This is a genomic window from Achromobacter sp. LC458, from assembly GCF_001005835.2.
Taxonomy (GTDB): Bacteria; Pseudomonadota; Gammaproteobacteria; order Burkholderiales; family Burkholderiaceae_B; genus Achromobacter; species Achromobacter spanius_B.
The window spans coordinates 18,278-35,799 of record NZ_LBHW02000051.1; the positions used below are offsets into that span (position 1 = coordinate 18,278).

The window sequence follows — 17,522 nt, forward strand, 5'->3', positions numbered from 1 at the left end:
GCGCGCAGCCGTTCACACGACGGGTTCGCCGGACGCCGCGCTGCTTTGGCGGCGCGCTTCCAATGTCGATAACGCTTCGGCATTGAGCTCATCCGGAAAGCTGTGCGCGACCAGGTATTCCAGCGCTTTGTCGATGCGCGCCCAGCCTTCAGGCTCATGCAGCGGCAAGCCTAAAAAGTGCGTGGCGGTTTTGGCGCGCAATGTCAGGTAGACCGCCCCGGCCAGTATCACGCCCGCTACGGCGGGCACGTCTACATCAGGCGCAAGTTCGTCAACGCGCTCGATGAATCCGCGCGCGGCATTTTCGCGGCGTTCGGCAAGCGTTGCGGTGACGTCGTTCTGTTCGATCAGTTCCCAGCGCCGCACTTCGCGCAAGGTTTCATTGCCTGATAGCGTTTCAATCTGCGCGCGCAGCATCGCCAGAATCAGATCAGCCGGCGTGCGCTGGCTGGATTCCTCCGCATCCAACAAGCCGGGGTTGCGTGTCCAGAAATCTTGTTCTTTCATCCACGCCAGCAGCAGGCCCGACATGCCGCCAAAGTAGCGGTAGATGAGTTCTTTGCTGACGCCTGCGCGCTTGGCGATGGCGTTGATGCCGACTCCGCCCATGCCTGTTTCCAGGATCTGGGCTTCAAGGGCTTGGAGTATTTGGCGCTCGGTATTCGCACGGCGGGACATGACAGGTTCCTTCATGACGAGAGAGCTGTCGTGGCCCGCCACGCGGGGCACCCGGCTATCAGGACCGGAGCGGCGCCGGACGAGCCGGCGGCGGGGCCGATAAGACTTACATCTTGCCAGACTTCCGGCCGCGCAGGGTAGTTAGATCACGCCACGTATACCCGCGATGCCGTGCGCACCATGACGTAGTGCGTGCGACACGGTGGCGGTGGACTGGCCGCCCAGCGCGAATACGGGTATGCCCGCGTCGCGATTACCCGCCACAAAGCCTTCCCAGCCGAGCGTCGCGGCGCCAGGGTGGCTGGGCGTGTCCAGCACGGGACCCAGCACGGCAAAGTCGGCGCCGATTTCACGGGCGTGGACGACTTGCGCGTTGTCGTGCGCGGACACGCCAACCAGCGCGCCGGCCGGCAATTCGGGCCGTGCGTGCAAGCGGGCGGCATCCGCAGTGCGCAGGTGTACGCCGTCGGCTTCTTTCCACCATGCGGCGGGGTGCGCGCTGTTGACCAGCACACGCGCGCCGGCGGCGCGGCAGCGCTTGATCACTTGCTGAAAAACTTCATGCAGCGATGCCGCACCGGCGCCATCGGGCCATTGCGGTTCACGCAGTTGCACGAGCTTCACGCCACGCGCAAGCGCTGCGTCCAGCCGGCCCAGGAACGCGGCCACGCCCGCACGCGAGCCGATCGAGCTGATGCCATAAGTGGTGGGCAGTTGCAGCCAGCGCAGCGGCGGCAGCGTGGCGGGCAGCAAGTCGCCGACCGATGCCGCGTTGGCCGGGTCCACCCATTCCAGGCGCTGGTTTTCCAGCCCTTGCGGTTCGCCTTCCCAGGCGGTGACGTGGCAGAACGCCAGGCGCACCGTGGTGTGGGGGTAGACATGCACATAGGTCACCCACGGGCGCGACTGCGTCACGCGGATGCCCAGCTCTTCCTGCAATTCGCGGGCCAGCGCTTGCAGCACCGTTTCGCCGGGTTCCAGCTTGCCGCCCGGCAGCTCCCACCAGCCCGACCAGGGCTTGCCCTCGGGCCGCTGGCCCAAGAGCAGCATGCCGTCGGGACGCAGGATCAGGCCCGCTGCAACGTCAACGATCTTTTCAGACATGGCGGGCCGCCCAATCGCGCGCGAACTGATAGGCCACGCGGCCCGAACGCGATCCGCGTTCAATCGTCCATTGCAGCGCCTCGGTGCGCGAGGGCTCGATGTGCGCCTCCGGGCAGCCCAGCTCGCGCAGCCAGTGGTAGACGATGTCCAGGTAGTCATCCTGCTTGAACGGATAGAACGACAGCCACAGGCCGAAGCGTTCCGACAGCGAGATCTTTTCCTCGACGGTTTCGCCGGGGTGGATTTCGCCATCGGGCTGATGCTTGGCCTGAAGGTTCTCGCTCATGTATTCGGGCATCAGATGACGCCGGTTGGACGTGGCGTAGATCAGCACGTTGTCGCCCGAGGCCGACACCGAGCCGTCCAGCACCGACTTCAACGCCTTGTAGCCGGGCTCGCCTTCTTCAAACGACAGGTCGTCGCAGAAGACGATGAAGCGTTCGGGGCGCGGCGCGACCAGTTCGACGATGTCGGCCAGGTCGCCCAGGTCGGACTTGTCCACTTCGATCAGGCGCAGGCCCTGGTCGCCGTACGCCGCCAGCATCGCCTTGACCAGCGAGCTCTTACCGGTGCCACGCGCGCCGGTCATCAGCACGTTATTGGCCGGCTTGTTCGCCAGAAACTGCTGCGTGTTGCGGTCGATGGTGGCCTTCTGGCGCTCGATGTGCTGAAGGTCTTGCATGTCGATGCGCGCCACGTGGCGCACCGCATCGAGCCAACCGCGCGAGCCGCGCTTGCGCCAACGGAACGCGTGCGCGCTCCAGTCGATCTCGGGCGTGGCCGGCGGCAGAAAGGCCTCAAGCTGCGCCAACACGCGCTCGGCGCGCTGGATCAGGGTGGTGAACTCGCTAGCGCTCATGGCCGATCACGAACGGTAGTCGGCGTTGATGGACACGTATTCGTGCGAGAAGTCGCAGGTGTAGACGGTGTCAGACACCTGGCCCCGACCCAGCGCGATGCGCACCAGGATTTCGGCCTGCTTCATCACGCGCTGGCCATCGGCTTCCTGGTAGTCGGGGTTGCGGCCGCCGTTCTTGGCCACCAGCACATCGTCCAGCCACAGGCGGATGTTGGACACGTCCAGGTCGTCGATACCGGCGTAGCCCACGGCCGCCAGGATGCGGCCCAGGTTGGGGTCCGACGCGAAGAACGCGGTCTTGACCAGCGGCGAATGCGCCACGGCGTAAGCCACCTTCAGCGCTTCTTCGGTGGTGCCGGCCTCTTCGACGCGGATGGTCATGAACTTGGTGGCGCCTTCGGCGTCACGCACGATCTTGGTGGCCAGCTCCAGCGCGGCGGCGGTCAGCGCGTCGCGCACGGCGGCGTAGGCGGCGTCCGATTCGCTGTTGACGTTCACGCCCGATTTGCCGGTGGCGGCGATGATGAAGGAATCGTTGGTGGACGTGTCGCCGTCAACCGTGATGCGGTTGAACGAAGCGTCGGCGATTTCACCGGCCAGCTTGCGCAGCAGCGGCTGGGCAATGCCGGCATCGGTGGCCAGGAAGCTGAGCATGGTCGCCATGTTCGGGCGGATCATGCCCGCGCCCTTGCTGATGCCGGTGAAAGTGACGGTTTTGCCGTCGATCAGCACCTTGGCCGACGAGATTTTGGGCAGCGTGTCGGTCGTCATGATGCCGTGCGCGGCGCTGGACCAATGGTCGGCGCCCAGGTTGGCGATGGCGCCCGGCAGGCCGGCGACCAGGCGGTCCAGCGGCAGGGGCTCAAGGATGACGCCGGTGGAGAACGGCAGGACTTCGGCGGCGGGCACGCCCAGCAGCTTGCCCAGCGCTTCGCAGGTGTCCTGCGCTTTCTTCAAGCCTTCTTCGCCCGTGCCGGCGTTGGCGTTGCCGGTGTTGATGACCAGCGCGCTGATGGGGCCGCCGGCGGCCAGGTGGGCCTGGCAGACCTGCACCGGGGCGGCGCAGAAGCGGTTGCGGGTGAACACGCCCGCCACGCTGGTGCCTTCGGCCAGGCGGAACACGGTCAGGTCACGTCGGTTGGCTTTGCGGATGCCGGCCTCGGTGACGCCGATTTCAACACCGGCTACAGGAAAAATTTCGGACTCGGAGGGGATCTGCAAATTAACGGCCATGACTTCGTCTCTTGAGTAGGCAGGACAAAATCGCCGCCGGTAAGGCGGCGCGCGGGGGGAAAGCTTCGTATTATCCCACCGGTTTGCGGCAGGGGTTTGTCAGGCGGCGGCCGGTGGGGCAGGGCGGCCCCTGGCGGGCAAGGCGGTCAGGGGGCCATCCGCATGGCCGCCACGTCCAGCACGCCGGCCTGGCGGTTGGTCAGCACGCTGCGCACCGTGCCGTCGGGCGCTTGCAGCACCGAGTTGCCGGCGTCGACATCTTCACCCCCATTGCGGCGCGCCGAGCGCCCGCGCGACGGCGAAAACAACAGGTCGCCTGCTTGCGCACCGGGCAGGCGCGGGTTGGCGGCCAGCACGCGGGTGCCGGGCGGGTAGGTCATGGCGCCCAACGTGGTCTCGCGCGCCAGCAGGCCTTCAAAATCCAGCAGGCGGCGCTGGCTGTCCAGCCGCATGTCCACCTTCAGCAAGGGCAGTTGGCGCAACGTCACCGCGTCGCTGCCCTCGGTACGCAGCAACCAGCGCGGCGTGCTGGCGCCCGCGTCGGGCGGCGTGCCGCGCGCGGCCTCGTCCACTTTCAACCAGGCGCCCGGCGGCACCGGCTGCTGGTCCAGGGTATTGCCCACCGCCAGATGGCAGCTGGCAAAGCGCGGCTGGCCGCCTTGCAACACGAATTCCAGCCGATGTCCGTGCGCGCACAGCCAGCCTTCTTGGGCCTGGTCGCGGGCAATTTCCACGGACAGGGTTTCGGGTTGCTTGGGCGTGGCGGCGTAGCGGAACAGGCGGGTGGCGGACACGCCCAGGATGGCGGCGGGTTGCGCGTCGGGGAAAACGGCGCGGTCGAACGAGGCCAGTTCCCCCGGCCGAGTCAGGCTGAGCACGGTGCCGGCGGGCATGTCCACGCCGGACAGGCGCGTGGCGTGGGCCAGCGTTGTCTTGCGGCCGGCGTCGGCCTCGGCGTCGCGGTGGGCGGCAAACCACAGGCTGAACTGCTGATAAGGAAAGATGGCGCCGACCAGCGCAAGAATGGTCATCAGCGTCGTGCCGATGCGTCGGTGGTCGCCCAGCCACAGCCGCGCGCTGGGCGTGGTCGCCAGCACGGCCAGCCAGGTCAGCAAGGTCGCCAGGCAGGCCAGCGACGCTGCCATCAGCACATAGAAATTACCGCCAGGAAGGGAAACCGGAATCATGGCGGCAATTATGCGCCAAACCGGGGTCGGTTTTCAGCGCTGGCGGGGGGCAAAGCGTGGCTTATGGCTTGGCGGATTCCGAGCGGGTGGCCACCACTTGCAGCTTCAGTTCGCCCAGCGCCTGGAACAGCGCGTTGCGGGTGGACTCGGGCAGGTCGCCAAACATGGACTTGACCCAGGTTTCATGGGCGCGCGCCATGCGGGCAAAGCTTTTCTTGCCCTGGGGCGTGAGCTTGATGAGCGAACTGCGGCGGTCGGACTCGACCTTGGTGCGCACCACCAGCCCTTCCTTTTCAAGCTGGTCGGTAATGCCGGTGATATTGCCGTTGGTGACCATCATGTGCCGCGAGAGCTCGCCCATCTTCATGCCCTTGGGCGCGCGTTGCAATTGCGCCATCAGGTCGAAGCGGGGCAGGGTGGTGTCGAACTCGTTACGCAGGCGGCTGCGGATCTCGCTTTCGACGAGATTGGCGCAGGTGAGCATGCGCAGCCAGAGGCGCAACGCATGGTGGTCGTCGGGCGCGGCGCGGGATTCGAGATCAGGAGCGTCAGTCATCGGCGTTTTCTTGAGGTTCGGCAAGATGTCGGGTACTGTCGCGCGTGCGCCGTACCCAGCGTGTCGTCGAAGTGGTCATCGTTGATGGGGGGCTGGTAAACCCGCGGTAGAAACCCCGCTGGTAAAAACCCTAGTCTTGTTTTGAAGAATACTTTAAACCTAAACTATGAACCGCGCCAGCTTTCCCTATGCCGCGCGCAGAAGTCATTCGAATCGCACCCTCAATAAGAACACCCTCTGCGCGGGCTCGCGCACGGAGCACACCACCATGCGTTTGATCACTTCCCTTATCGCCGCCGCCGCGCTGGTTCCGGCCGTGGCCATGGCCGACGCCGTCAAGGTCGGCATCGCCAACGATATCTCCGGCCCGTTCTCGGCGCTGGGCGCCGAAGCGCGCGATGGCTTCAACCTGGCCATCAAGCAACTGGGCAGCAAGCTGGGCGGCCAGCCCGCCGAATTCGTGCAGACCGACATGGGCGGCAACCCTGACCAGGCCCGCCAATTGGTCACGCGTTATATCCAGCGCGAAAAAATCGATTTCTTCACCGGCCCGATCGGCTCGAACGTGGCGCTGGCCGTCGGACCCGCCCTGTTCGCCGCCAAGGTGCCGTACCTGTCGAACAACCCGGGCCCCAGCCAGTTCGCCGGCGCCCAGTGCAATAACTACTGGTTCGGCACGTCGTACCAGAACGACGCCTTCCACGAAGCCGCCGGCAAGGTCGCCGCCGACCGTGGCTTCAAGAAAATGTTCATCATGGCCCCCGACTATCCGGCGGGCAAGGACGCGTTGACGGGCTTCAAGCGCGGCTACAAGACCGCCCCGGGCGACGAGGTCTACACCAAGCTGGGCCAGATCGACTACGCCGCCGAGATCGCGCAGATTCGCGCCGCCAAGCCGGACGCCGTCTACATCTTCCTGCCGGGCGGCATGGGCATCAACTTCGTCAAGCAGTTCGTGTCGGCCGGCCTGTCGCAAAGCGTCAAGCTGATCGGCCCGGGCTTCTCGGCTGACGAAGACGTGATCCAGGCCGTGGGCGAACCCATGCTGGGCATGTACAACACCGCCCAGTGGGCGCATGACCTGGACGTGCCGCAGAACAAGGTGTTCGTGGACGCCTTCCGCAAGGAATACAACGGCCGTTACCCGTCGGTTTACGCCGCCCAGGCGTACGACGTGATCATGGCCATGGACGCCGCCGTCAAGCAGGCCGGCGGCAAGGCCTCGGATCGCGCGGCCGTCATCGCCGCCCTGGAAAAGGCCGACTACCCGTCGGTGCGCGGCAGCTTCACCTACGGCAAGAACCACTATCCGATCCAGGCCTATTACCTGCGCGTCGTCGACAAGGACGGCAGCGGCCGCATCACCAACAAGCTGGTCGGCAAGGTGTTCGACAAGTACCAGGACGTCTACGTCGGCGAGTGCAAGCTCTGAGGTAAGACGCCCAAGCGCGCGTCAGCCGTGGTTTCCGGCCCAGCCGGACGCGGCCGGCGCACGCCGCCGTCCCATGTAGGTTTGAATCGCACGCGCACCGCCATCCAGGCGCGCGGCAGGGGGAAGTGTTCATGACGTTTACGCTGATCGTCGAGCAATTGCTGAACGGTCTGCAGTTTGGGTTGATGTTGTTTTTGATCGCGGCCGGGCTGACCCTGGTTTTCGGCATCATGGACATCATGAATCTGGCTCACGGCTCGCTCTACATGGCCGGCGCCTATGTCGCCGCCGAAACCATGCAGCGCACAGGTTCATTCACCGCCGCCGTCCTGGTGGCGGCCGTCGCCACCGGCCTGGTCGGCGTGGTGCTGGAACTGACGCTGATCCGCCGCCTTGCGCTGCGCGACCATCTGGCCCAGGTGCTGGGCACCTACGCCGTCATCCTTATCGCCAATGACCTGGTCAAGATGATCTGGGGCCCGGCGCCCGTCATGCTGAACATGCCGGCTGTGTTGTCAGGTCCGGTGCGCCTGCTGCCCGACCTGCTGTACCCGGCCTATCGGCTGATGATCATCGTGTTCGGCGTGGCCGCCGCCGCAGGGCTGTACTGGTTCGTGACGCGCACCCGCGCCGGCGTGCTGGTGCGGGCCGGCGCGTCCAATCGCCAGATGGCCACGCTGATGGGCGTGCGCGTGCCCTTGTTGTTCCTGGGCGTGTTCGTGCTGGGCGCCATGCTGGCCGCCGTGGCCGGCGCGTTGCTGGGGCCGATCACGTCGGTGCAGGTCGGCATGGGCGAAGAAATCCTGATCCTGGTGCTGGTGTGCATCGTCATCGGCGGCATCGGATCGATTCGTGGCGCGTTTGTCGGCGCCTTGCTGGTGGGCATGGTCGACACGGCGGGGCGGGCCTTCCTGCCCATGTTGCTGCGCCAGGTCTTTTCGCCCGCTGTCGCTTCCAGCGTCGGTCCGACGCTGGCCGCCATCGCCATCTACGTATTGATGGCGGCCGTGCTGGTGTTCCGGCCCTCGGGCCTCTTTCCGGCGCGGGGTTGATGATGAAAAGCACAATCTGGACGGTGGTCCTGTTGTTGGCGCTGGCGGCATTCCCGCTGGTCGCGACCGCACTGGGCCTGGATTTCTACATTTCGTTCGTGCGCCGCGTGCTGATCTACGCCCTGGCCGCGACCAGCCTGAACCTGATCCTGGGTTACGGCGGCATGGTGGCGCTGGGTCACGCGGCCTTCTTTGGCGCGGGCGCCTACGCCGTGGGCATCCTGGCGATGTCGGGCATCACATCGGCGTTTATCGTCTGGCCGGTGGCGATGCTGCTGGCGGCCGTGCTGGCCGCGATCACGGGGGCGATCTCGCTGCGCACGCGTGGCGTCTACTTCATCATGATCACGCTGGCGTTCGCGCAGATGCTGTTCTACATCTTCATTTCGCTGCGCCAGTACGGCGGGGAAGACGGGCTGAACCTGCCCGGCTATTCCACCTTGCCGGGCATCGACCTGGCTAATGACGTCAGCTTCTATTACCTGGTGCTGGTGCTGTTTGCGCTGCTGATGTGGGTGTTCAGCCGCGTGGTGTCGTCGCGCTTTGGCACCGCCTTGCAGGGCATTCGCGAAAACGAATCGCGCATGGAATCCATGGGCTATCCCGTCTACCGCATCAAGCTGGTGGCGTTCACGCTCAGCGGCGCGGCGGCGGGCCTGGCGGGCGCGCTGCTGGCCAATCACAACCTGTTCATTTCCCCCAGCCTGATGCATTGGACGCAGTCGGCCAACCTGCTGATCATGGTGCTGGTGGGCGGCATCGGGCTGCGTTGGGGCGGTGTGGCCGGCGCGGTCGTGATGCTGACGCTGGAAGAAGCGCTGCGCTTGTGGACGGAATACTGGCACCTGCCGCTGGGCGTGTTGCTGCTGTGCGTGGTGTTCGGCGCCCCGCGCGGTCTGGTGGGCCTGTTCGGCCCGATGTTCGGCGGACGCGCCGCAGCCCAATCCGGCAAGGTGGGATCATGAGCCTGTCATCCATTGCCCAGACCCCCTCGGCAAATACGCCCGCCTTGCAAGCCACCGGCCTGGTGCGCCGCTTTGGTGCGCTGGTGGCCACCGACAATGTGTCGCTGTCCTTGAATCCGGGTGAGATCCACGCCTTGATCGGGCCCAACGGCGCCGGCAAGTCCACGTTGATCCATCTGTTGTCCGGCACCTTGGCGGCCGACTCGGGCACGCTGATGGTCGGCGGACGCGACGTGACCGGCCTGAACGCGCACCAGCGGGTGGCGGCCGGTTTGTCACGGTCGTACCAGATCACCAATATCTTCAAGCAGTCCAACGTGTTGGATAACCTGGTCCTGGCGGTGCAGGCGCACGCGGGCAGCAGCTTCCGGTTCTGGAAGCCGCGCGCCGCCGAGGCCGCGCTGTACGAACAGGCGCGCGAGCTGGCGCGTGAATGCGCCATCGACGCCAGTCTGCTGGACCGCCCGGCCGGCACCCTGCCGCACGGCGAACAGCGCAAGGTGGAATTCGCGCTGGCGCTGGCCGCGCGTCCCAGTGTGCTGTTGCTGGACGAGCCCATGGCCGGCATGGGGCCGGACGAAACCGTCCGCCTGACCGAGCTGATCGAAAGCCTGCGCGGCCGCGCGGCGATGCTGCTGGTCGAACACGACATGCAGGCGGTGTTCCGCCTGGCCGACCGCTTGTCGGTGCTGGTGTATGGCCGCGTCATCGCCACCGGCACCCCCGACGACATCCGCGCCAATCCCGAAGTGCGCCAAGCCTACCTGGGCGACGAGGAGACCGCATGATGCTGACCATTGAATCGGCCAAGAGCGGCTACGGCGCCAGCCAGGTGCTGTTCGGCGTGGACCTGCAAATTGGCGCGGGGCAGGTGGTGACGCTGCTGGGCCGCAACGGCATGGGCAAGACCACGCTGCTGCGCACCCTGTTCGGCCAGTTGCCGCTGCGCGGCGGCAAGATTCACTTTGCGGGCCAGGACATCAGCGGCTGGAGCACGGACCGTATCGCGCGGGCCGGCGTGGCCATCGTGCCGGAAGGTCGCCAGTGCTTTCCGAACCTGAGCGTGCGCGAACACCTGACCGCTTTCGTGGCGGGCCGCAACCCCGACATTACCGACCCGTGGACGCCCGACCGCGTCTTCGACCTGTTCCCCCGCCTGCGCGAACGCGCCCGCAACATGGGCAACCAGTTGTCGGGCGGCGAACAGCAGATGCTGGCTATCGGCCGGGCGCTGGTGACCAATCCGCGCCTCTTGATCCTGGACGAAGCCACCGAAGGGCTGGCCCCCAAGATCCGCGAAGAGATCTGGCATTGCCTGGCGCGTCTGCGCGAAGCCGGGCAGACCATCCTGGTCATCGATAAATATGTCGAAAGGTTGCTCAGCCTGGCGGATCAGCACGTCATCCTGGAACGCGGCAAAGTGGTCTGGACGGGCGACTCCCCCGCGCTGGACGCCGACCGTGGCCTATGGGAACGCTATCTGGGCGTGTAGTAATAAAGCTGCACAGGGGCGGGTGAGCGGAAAAATAATAAGAAAAAAGTAGGAAATAAAACGCAATAAACCGCCATTTTCATTGCTGCGTTGAAACACAAGGTGTCTGGCTCGAATCCAGACGTTTGCAGCTGTTTCAAAAGCCCCCGCTGTTCTCTACACTTGTCGCGCCTGTCCCCATCGCGTGTGCTTGCCGACTGGGTACGCACGTGACGCACGTTATGTCTTATCAAGTTGTCAGGAAGACTTCGCATGGCGAAATGGGGTTTGCGCAAAAAATCATTGATGGCGCTGTTGCTGGCGTGCGTGGTCGCCTTGGCGCCTGCCGCCGTCATCGGTTGGTTGGTGCTGGACGGCGTCCGGGACCACTTCGGACGCGCCTTCGCCGATAACTTCACGCAGCTGAACCGGCAACGCATCCTGGCGCCGGTGTCGCGCGAACTGGCCTTGTCGTTGCGGCTGGCCGACAGCGAAGTCACTCGCCGCTGGCTGCGCAACGAAAACGATCCCGCCGCCCGCGAGCTGTTCTTTCGCGAGGCCGACGGCTATCGGCGCGACTTGCTTGGGCGCGCCTACTTTATCGCCAGCGCCGCCTCCGGCAACTACTACTTCAACGACGACCAGCCGCTGTCCGAGGCGCCGCGCTATACGCTCAGCCCCTCGGCAGCGGACGACGGCTGGTTCTACGCCACGCTGAAGTCGCCGGGCAAGTACAACATCAACGTCAACCCAGACCTGAAGCTCAAGACCACCAAGGTCTGGATCAACGCGCAGGTGCGCGACGGCGACAAGGTGGTGGGGCTGACCGGTGCGGGGCTGGACGTGGGCGGCTTCCTGCGCGAATTCGTCAACAGCGGCCAACCTGGCGTTACGCCGATCATCGTTGACGAAGACGGCGCCATCCAGGCGCACATGGACCCCACGCTGATCGCCTACAACTCGGGCGCGGGCGGCGGCGCGGCGGACCGCGGGCGGGTGTTCAGCCTGCTGGACGCGGGGCCGGGCCGGGAAGAATTGCGCGCGGCCATGCATGCCGCGCAGGCGGACCCGCAATCGGTGCAGACGGCCTGGGTCGTCATGGACGGCGCGCGCCAGCTGGTGTCGGTGGCGTATATGCCCGAACTGCACTGGCACGTGCTCACTCTGGTGGACCTGGGCGCCGCGCGCGTGCTGGACACCGACTGGCTGTGGCCGGCCGCCATCGGCCTGGTGGTGCTGTTCGCCGCCATGCTGCTGTGCTTTGGCTACGCCATTGAACGCCTGATGCTGCGCCCCTTGCGCCGCTTGCAGCAATCGGCACGCGCCATCGCCGACGGCAGTTACGACGTGCGCCTGCCGCCGGGCGGCCAGGACGAAATCGGCGACCTCAGCCGCGCGTTCGGCGTCATGGCCGACAAGGTCCGCCAGCACACGGCCGAACTGGAAAGCAAGGTGCGCGAGCGCACCTCTGCCCTGGAAGACGCCAACCGCGCCATGGCGGCCGCGCACAAGAAGATCGGCGATTCCATCGACTACGCCAGCCTGATCCAGCGCGCCATCCTGCCCGACCGCCAGATGACGCAATCGCTGGGCGCGCACCACTTCGTGCTGTGGAAGCCGCGCGATGTGGTCGGCGGCGACTTCTACGTGTTCCGTTCCGATGGCGCCAACTGTCTGTTGGGCATCATGGATTGCGCGGGCCACGGCGTGCCGGGCGCGCTGATGACGATGCTGGCGCGCGCCGCGATCGATCTGGCGATTACCGAGGTCGGCCCCAGCGACCCGGCCGGGGTGCTGACCCGCACCGACGGCGCCATCCGCGCGATGCTTGCGGATGCGCAATTGCCGCGCGCGCTGGCCACGAATACCGATGCGGGGCTGGTATATATTGACCGCCAATCCGCGCGCCTGCGCTATGCCGGCGCGAAGATCAGCCTGTACGCCAGCGATGGCGAGACCCTGCGCGAAATCCAGGGCGGCAAGCGCGCGCTGGGCGACAAGCGGGTGGGCGTCTATGAAAACATCGACGTGCCGCTGCAATCCGGCTGGACGTATTACCTGGCCACCGACGGCTTCCTGGACCAGGCCGGCGGCGAGCACGGATTTGGCTTCGGCAATACGCGTTTCGCGGAAATGCTCAAGAGACACGCGCGGCAGCCGTTAACCGAGCAAGCAGCCGCGTTTTCGCAGGCGCTGGCGCAGTACCAGGGTGGCCGTCCCCAGCGTGACGACATCACCCTGCTGTCTTTCCGTTTCGAATAAACGTTATCAGGGCGGTAACCCCCTATGAATGCCTCCGATCTCTACGCGTTGGGCGAACGGTTCAACCAGAACCGGACCCTGCTTTGCTTTAACGGGCCGATCTCCCGCAGCCTGATCGAGGAAATCGGCAACGCGCTCAAGAACTACCTGAACGCGGAACATGCGCGGCCGGCGGAAGCCATGGATGTCTTTTCGGTCTATATCGAAATGATCCAGAACATCCGCCAATACGCCACCGCCAATGGCGATGCCGAAGCCTGCGCCACGGTGGTCATTGGCCGCCGCGACGAAAGCCGCTACGTGGTGTCGGCGGGAAACCGGGTCAAGGCCGAGGACGGCCACGCGCTGGTCGCGCGTATCCGCGAACTGGCCGCGCTGGACAAGGCGGCGCTCAAGGCCGAATACAAGGCGCAGCTGCACAAGCCGCGCGCCCAGGGCGTGGCCTCGGGCGCGGGCCTGGGCCTGATCGATATTGCGCGGCGCGCCGGCGCTCCTCTGGAAGCCAGCCTGACGCCCACGGCGGGCGAGGGCATTGCGTTCTTCAGCCTTAGCGTTGTGATCTGAAGGCTACGTGCGCAGCCAAGAATCATTTTCGGAGTATCTGATGAAAGACCTGAACATTCCCGGGACGCAGTCCACGCCCGCCATCACCGCCGACGCCGCTGCCGGCGTGCTGGCGATGCGCGGCGACTCCTACCCCGAGAATTCGTTTGAATTGTTCGGCCCGGTCATTGAATGGGTCGAAGCCTATCTGCTGGGCACGACGGCCCCGTTGCGCCTGGAACTGGAACTGCTGTACCTGAACACCAGCAGCATCAAATCAGTCATGGACATCTTCGACCTGCTGGAAGCGGCCCATTGCAAGGGCCAGCCGGTCAGCGTGACCTGGTTCTACGACAAGCGCAACGAGCGCGTCGGCGAGCTGGCCGAGGAATTCAAGGAAGACTGCACCTTTCCGTTTTTGGTGGTTGGCCGCGAATGAAACCGGGCGCCGCCGAGCTGGATCGCCGCATCGCCGAACTGCTGGCGGACCCTGCCCATACCGGCCACCCGCTGCGCGAGGCGCTTGAAGCGCTGTGGCGGCACACGGCCGAACAGATGGCGCGCATCGAACGCGTGACGCAGCTGTCGGACGCGTACCAATCGATGGCGCACGAGCGCGAGCTGGGCCTGTGCGACCAGTTCGACCGCCAACTGCGCCGCTTGACGCGCATTGCCCGCATTTCCGATCACTACCAGAACATGATGCGGGACTTGAACACCGCGCTGGAGGAAACGTCCAGCCGCGATCCGCTGACGGGCCTGCTGAACCGGCGCGCGCTGATGGACATGATCAAGCAGGAAGTGGGCCGCGCCTCGCGCAGCAATGAGAGCTTCGTGGTTGCCATGCTGGATGTAGACCACTTCAAGGCGGTCAACGACCGCTATGGGCACGAAACCGGCGACCGCGCGCTGGTTGAACTGGCCGGGGTGCTGCGCGAAAGCCTGCGCACCGGTGATCTATGCGGACGTTGGGGCGGCGAAGAATTCCTGGTGATGCTGCCCAACACGCAACCCGAAGCCGCCCAAGGCGTCATGGACAGGCTGGTCGGCGCGGTGCGCGGGCTGGCGGTGGCGGCGGGCGAGCACGACGTATTGAGGCTGACGGTCAGCATCGGCATGGCGCACTACCAATCCGGAGAAACCTTTTCCGAAACGCTAAGCCGAGCGGACCAGGCGCTGTATCTGGCCAAGCAGGACGGACGCGATCGCGTCGCCCTTGGTTTTCCAAAGCGCTGAATGAAACCGGATCTGCTGTTTTCCGGTATGGAGCCCCTTATGCTTGACACTCATCAGGCAAGCGTTTCAAGCGCGGGCCCCCAGGGCGCCGCGTGGCATACCCAGAATTACCTGGCGTCGATGGATCGGGCGCTGTTGCTGTTCGACTTTGACGCCGATGGCGCGCTATTGAAGGCCAACGCCAATTTCCTGGCGGCGGTTGGCTATACCCGCGAAGAGGCGCTCACGCTGCGCCACGACATGCTGTGCGACAGCCTGGACGAAGGCAAGGGCATCGCCAGCGGCGAACGCATCTGGACGCGCTTGCGTCGGGGCGAACATTTTTCCGGCACGTGTCGCTACCGCATGAAGGACGGCGGCAGCCTGTGGATCGAAGCCACGTACCTGCCTTTGCCCGACGAGGACGGTGCCATCACGCGCGTGTCGGTGGTGTCGCGCAAGTCGATTGCCGACGCGGAACGGCAGGAAGAGATTCGCTTGCTGCTGCTGGGCATCAACGAAACGGGCAACGCGGTGGCGGTGTCCGGTTGCGATGGCCGCATCGTCTACGTGAACGACGGCTTTCAGCGCATGCTGGGCTTTGCGCGCGGCGACGCGCTGCATCAGGAACTGGGCGAGTTGCTGGCGGGCGGACGCCCGGACGGTGGCACGCGCGAAGAACTGGACCGCCGCATCGCTTGCCGCGAAGGCTTCCATAAAGACGTGCTGGTCTATGACCGCTGCGGCAAGCCGTTGTGGGTGTCGGTCATGGCCAACTCGGTCTTCGATGACCGTGGCACGCTGGTCAACATCGTGGATGTGCTGACCGACATTACGCCCACCAAGGTGCACGAGGTGCTGCAACGCCGCGTGCTGCAAGCCATGGTGAACGAGGCGTCGGTGGTCGAGGTCATGAACATGGTGTGCCGCGAGGTCGAGCGCCTGGCGCCCGAAGTGGCGGCGACGGTGTTGCGGGTGGACGATACGGGGCATCTGCGCCCGCTGGCGTCGCCGAGCATGCCGGACGCCTACTCCAGCGCGCTGGACGGGGTGAAGATTGGTCCGAATGTGGGCGCCTGCGGCACGTCGGCGTTCCTGGGTCGGCCGGTCATCGTGCCGGACATCGCGACGGACCCGCTGTGGGACGACTACCGCCATCTGCCGCTGCCTGAAGACATCAAGGCATGCTGGTCGTCGCCCATCAAGTCCAGCGATGGCCGGGTGATCGGTACGTTCGGCTTTTACTTCCGCGAACGCCGTCTGCCGGACGATTTTCATCATCGGCTGGTGGATGTGTGTGTGTATCTGTGCGCGCTGGCGCTGGAACGCGAGGAAGCGCGCGCGCGGATTCGTCAGTTGGCGTTCTATGACGAGCTGACGGGCTTGCCGAACCGCAATCTGTTGCTGGCGCAGGCCGAGCAGGCGATTGCGCGGGCGGAGCCGGAACGCAAGCGGGTGGCGGTGTTGTTCCTGGACCTGGATCGGTTCAAGCAGGTGAACGATACGCTGGGACATCCCATCGGCGATGCGTTGCTGCGGGATGTGGCGCAGCGTTTGCGCCGGCTGGCGCGGGCGTCGGACATCGTGGGCCGCTTGTCGGGCGACGAGTTTGTGATGCTGATGCCGGACTTCGAGCACGGCCGTCTGACGGCGGCGGCGGAACATGTCCTGGTGGCGTTGGCGCAGCCGTTTTCGGTGGGCGGCGTGACGTTGAATCCGTCGGTCAGTATCGGGATCAGCGTGTTCCCGGAGAACGGCCGCGATATGGATACGTTGCTGCGCCATGCGGACATGGCGATGTATCAGGCGAAGACGGCGGGGCGGAACCGCATTTCTTTCTTCAGCGCGGAAATGAACCGTCAGGCGCAAGAACGTCTGGCGCTGGAAGCGGCGCTGCGGGATGCGTTGGAAGCGAAGGCGTTGCGGCTGCATTATCAACCGCAGGTGGGGTTGAAGAACGGCAGTCTGTATGGAATTGAGGCGCTGGCGCGATGGCGCCATCCGACGTTGGGCGATATTTCGCCGGCGCGGTTCGTGCCGTTGGCCGAGGAATGCGGGCTGATCGGCGACCTGGGGGACTGGGCGCTGCGCGAGGCGTGTTCGCAGTTGGCGATCTGGCGCAATAACGGTTTGCGGGTGCCGTCGGTGTCGGTGAACTTGTCGGCCACGAATTTCCATAATCTGAATCTGCCGCGGATGATTGCGGCGACGTTGGCGGAATTTGGGCTGGCGCCGGCGGATCTGATGCTTGAGATCACGGAAGGGGTGGTGCTGGATGCCACGGCCGGGACGCTGCGCACGATTGCGGAGCTGCATCGCCTGGGGGTGCGGCTGTCGATGGATGACTTCGGAACCGGGTATTCCAGCCTGGGGCACTTGCGGCGACTGATCGTCGATGAGCTGAAACTGGATCGCAGCTTTGTGCAGGGGCTGGAAAGCGATGATGCGGCGCGGGCGTTGACCAGTGCGGTGATACGGATTGGTGAAAGCTTGAGCCTGCCTGTGGTGGCTGAAGGCGTCGAGAATGAAGAGCAGCGACGGTTTTTGATCGAGCAGGGGTGTGCGGCGGGGCAGGGGTTTTTGTTTTCGCCGCCGTTGCCGGCGGGGGAGTTGGAGGAGTGGTTGCGGGGGAGGTAGGTGGCTGTTTTGGGTTTTTGGGTTTTGGGTTGGCGTTGTTGGGCGGGTGTTGAGTGCTTGGGGCGGGTGTTGGGTTCTTTTGACGCCCGGCGCGGCGACGGCACGGGGCGGCGGGTCAACGATTGCGGTCCGGAGCCTTCGCTCCGGACTGCCCCGTCGTCATCCTCGTTGTCGCCTGCGGCGACTGCCTTCGGATTCCCTCGGGCTTATCGACTCCCCACCGCCCCGTGCCGCCGCCGCGCCGGGCTGCGATCGGGCATTGTGATCGGTCGCTGGGGCGGGGGGGGGTCCTGTCTCTTATACCCAACTGACGCTGCCGGCGAGCGGA

Annotated in this window: 16 protein-coding genes; 10 read left to right on the forward strand and 6 right to left on the reverse strand. The window is 65.4% G+C overall.

Features of this window, described 5'->3' with window-relative positions:
• Nucleotides 1–12: 12 nt before the first annotated feature.
• From YH64_RS26880 to YH64_RS26905, 6 genes are all read right to left on the reverse strand, one after another.
• Nucleotides 13–678 carry a TetR/AcrR family transcriptional regulator gene (locus YH64_RS26880; protein WP_046807386.1) on the reverse strand — a complete coding sequence of 222 codons (666 nt, stop codon included), beginning with the start codon at nucleotides 676–678 and terminating at the stop codon, nucleotides 13–15.
• 141 nt (nucleotides 679–819) lie between these two features.
• A complete protein-coding gene (locus tag YH64_RS26885; protein WP_046807387.1) occupies nucleotides 820–1,782 on the reverse strand; it encodes a Nudix family hydrolase in 963 nt (320 codons plus the stop codon).
• Complete coding sequence (locus YH64_RS26890) at nucleotides 1,775–2,641, reverse strand: ATP-binding protein (RefSeq protein ID WP_006217204.1); 867 nt, start codon at nucleotides 2,639–2,641, stop codon at nucleotides 1,775–1,777. Before YH64_RS26890 ends, YH64_RS26885 begins: the two co-directional genes overlap by 8 nt.
• Before the next feature lie 6 nt (nucleotides 2,642–2,647).
• Complete coding sequence (gene argJ, locus YH64_RS26895) at nucleotides 2,648–3,874, reverse strand: bifunctional glutamate N-acetyltransferase/amino-acid acetyltransferase ArgJ (protein WP_046807388.1); 1,227 nt, start codon at nucleotides 3,872–3,874, stop codon at nucleotides 2,648–2,650.
• 146 nt (nucleotides 3,875–4,020) lie between these two features.
• Nucleotides 4,021–5,061 (reverse strand): hypothetical protein, encoded by a 1,041-nt coding sequence (locus YH64_RS26900; RefSeq protein WP_046807389.1) that lies wholly within the window; start codon nucleotides 5,059–5,061, stop codon nucleotides 4,021–4,023.
• A 61-nt stretch (nucleotides 5,062–5,122) separates the two neighbouring features.
• Entirely contained in the window at nucleotides 5,123–5,617 is a 495-nt protein-coding gene (locus tag YH64_RS26905) for a MarR family winged helix-turn-helix transcriptional regulator (protein ID WP_046807390.1), read from the reverse strand.
• 268 nt (nucleotides 5,618–5,885) lie between these two features.
• Between YH64_RS26905 and YH64_RS26910 the strand changes: the two genes are divergently transcribed.
• From YH64_RS26910 to YH64_RS26955, 10 genes are all read left to right on the forward strand, one after another.
• On the forward strand, nucleotides 5,886–7,049 hold the full coding sequence (locus YH64_RS26910; protein ID WP_046807391.1) for an ABC transporter substrate-binding protein: 1,164 nt from the start codon (nucleotides 5,886–5,888) through the stop codon (nucleotides 7,047–7,049).
• A 131-nt stretch (nucleotides 7,050–7,180) separates the two neighbouring features.
• A complete protein-coding gene (locus tag YH64_RS26915; protein ID WP_046807392.1) occupies nucleotides 7,181–8,101 on the forward strand; it encodes a branched-chain amino acid ABC transporter permease in 921 nt (306 codons plus the stop codon).
• The gene (locus YH64_RS26920; RefSeq protein WP_046807393.1) at nucleotides 8,101–9,066 is read left to right on the forward strand and encodes a branched-chain amino acid ABC transporter permease; all 966 of its coding nucleotides are present in this window, start codon (nucleotides 8,101–8,103) and stop codon (nucleotides 9,064–9,066) included. The genes YH64_RS26915 and YH64_RS26920 overlap by 1 nt, the downstream gene beginning before the upstream one ends.
• Nucleotides 9,063–9,854 (forward strand): ABC transporter ATP-binding protein, encoded by a 792-nt coding sequence (locus YH64_RS26925; protein ID WP_046807394.1) that lies wholly within the window; start codon nucleotides 9,063–9,065, stop codon nucleotides 9,852–9,854. Before YH64_RS26920 ends, YH64_RS26925 begins: the two co-directional genes overlap by 4 nt.
• Nucleotides 9,854–10,558 (forward strand): ABC transporter ATP-binding protein, encoded by a 705-nt coding sequence (locus YH64_RS26930; protein WP_046807400.1) that lies wholly within the window; start codon nucleotides 9,854–9,856, stop codon nucleotides 10,556–10,558. The genes YH64_RS26925 and YH64_RS26930 overlap by 1 nt, the downstream gene beginning before the upstream one ends.
• Before the next feature lie 252 nt (nucleotides 10,559–10,810).
• Nucleotides 10,811–12,799 (forward strand): biofilm regulation protein phosphatase SiaA, encoded by a 1,989-nt coding sequence (gene siaA / locus YH64_RS26935; protein ID WP_221935927.1) that lies wholly within the window; start codon nucleotides 10,811–10,813, stop codon nucleotides 12,797–12,799.
• Nucleotides 12,800–12,823: 24 nt separating this feature from the next.
• Nucleotides 12,824–13,363: a biofilm regulation protein kinase SiaB gene (siaB, locus tag YH64_RS26940; protein WP_046807395.1), complete on the forward strand. Its 540-nt coding sequence runs from the start codon at nucleotides 12,824–12,826 to the stop codon at nucleotides 13,361–13,363.
• Nucleotides 13,364–13,403: 40 nt separating this feature from the next.
• On the forward strand, nucleotides 13,404–13,781 hold the full coding sequence (siaC, locus tag YH64_RS26945) for a biofilm regulation phosphoprotein SiaC (protein WP_046807396.1): 378 nt from the start codon (nucleotides 13,404–13,406) through the stop codon (nucleotides 13,779–13,781).
• Complete coding sequence (gene siaD / locus YH64_RS26950; protein WP_046807397.1) at nucleotides 13,778–14,578, forward strand: biofilm regulation diguanylate cyclase SiaD; 801 nt, start codon at nucleotides 13,778–13,780, stop codon at nucleotides 14,576–14,578. Before siaC ends, siaD begins: the two co-directional genes overlap by 4 nt.
• Nucleotides 14,579–17,194, forward strand: a complete 2,616-nt coding sequence (locus YH64_RS26955; RefSeq protein ID WP_046807398.1) for an EAL domain-containing protein — start codon at nucleotides 14,579–14,581, stop codon at nucleotides 17,192–17,194.
• Nucleotides 17,195–17,522: the final 328 nt, after the last annotated feature.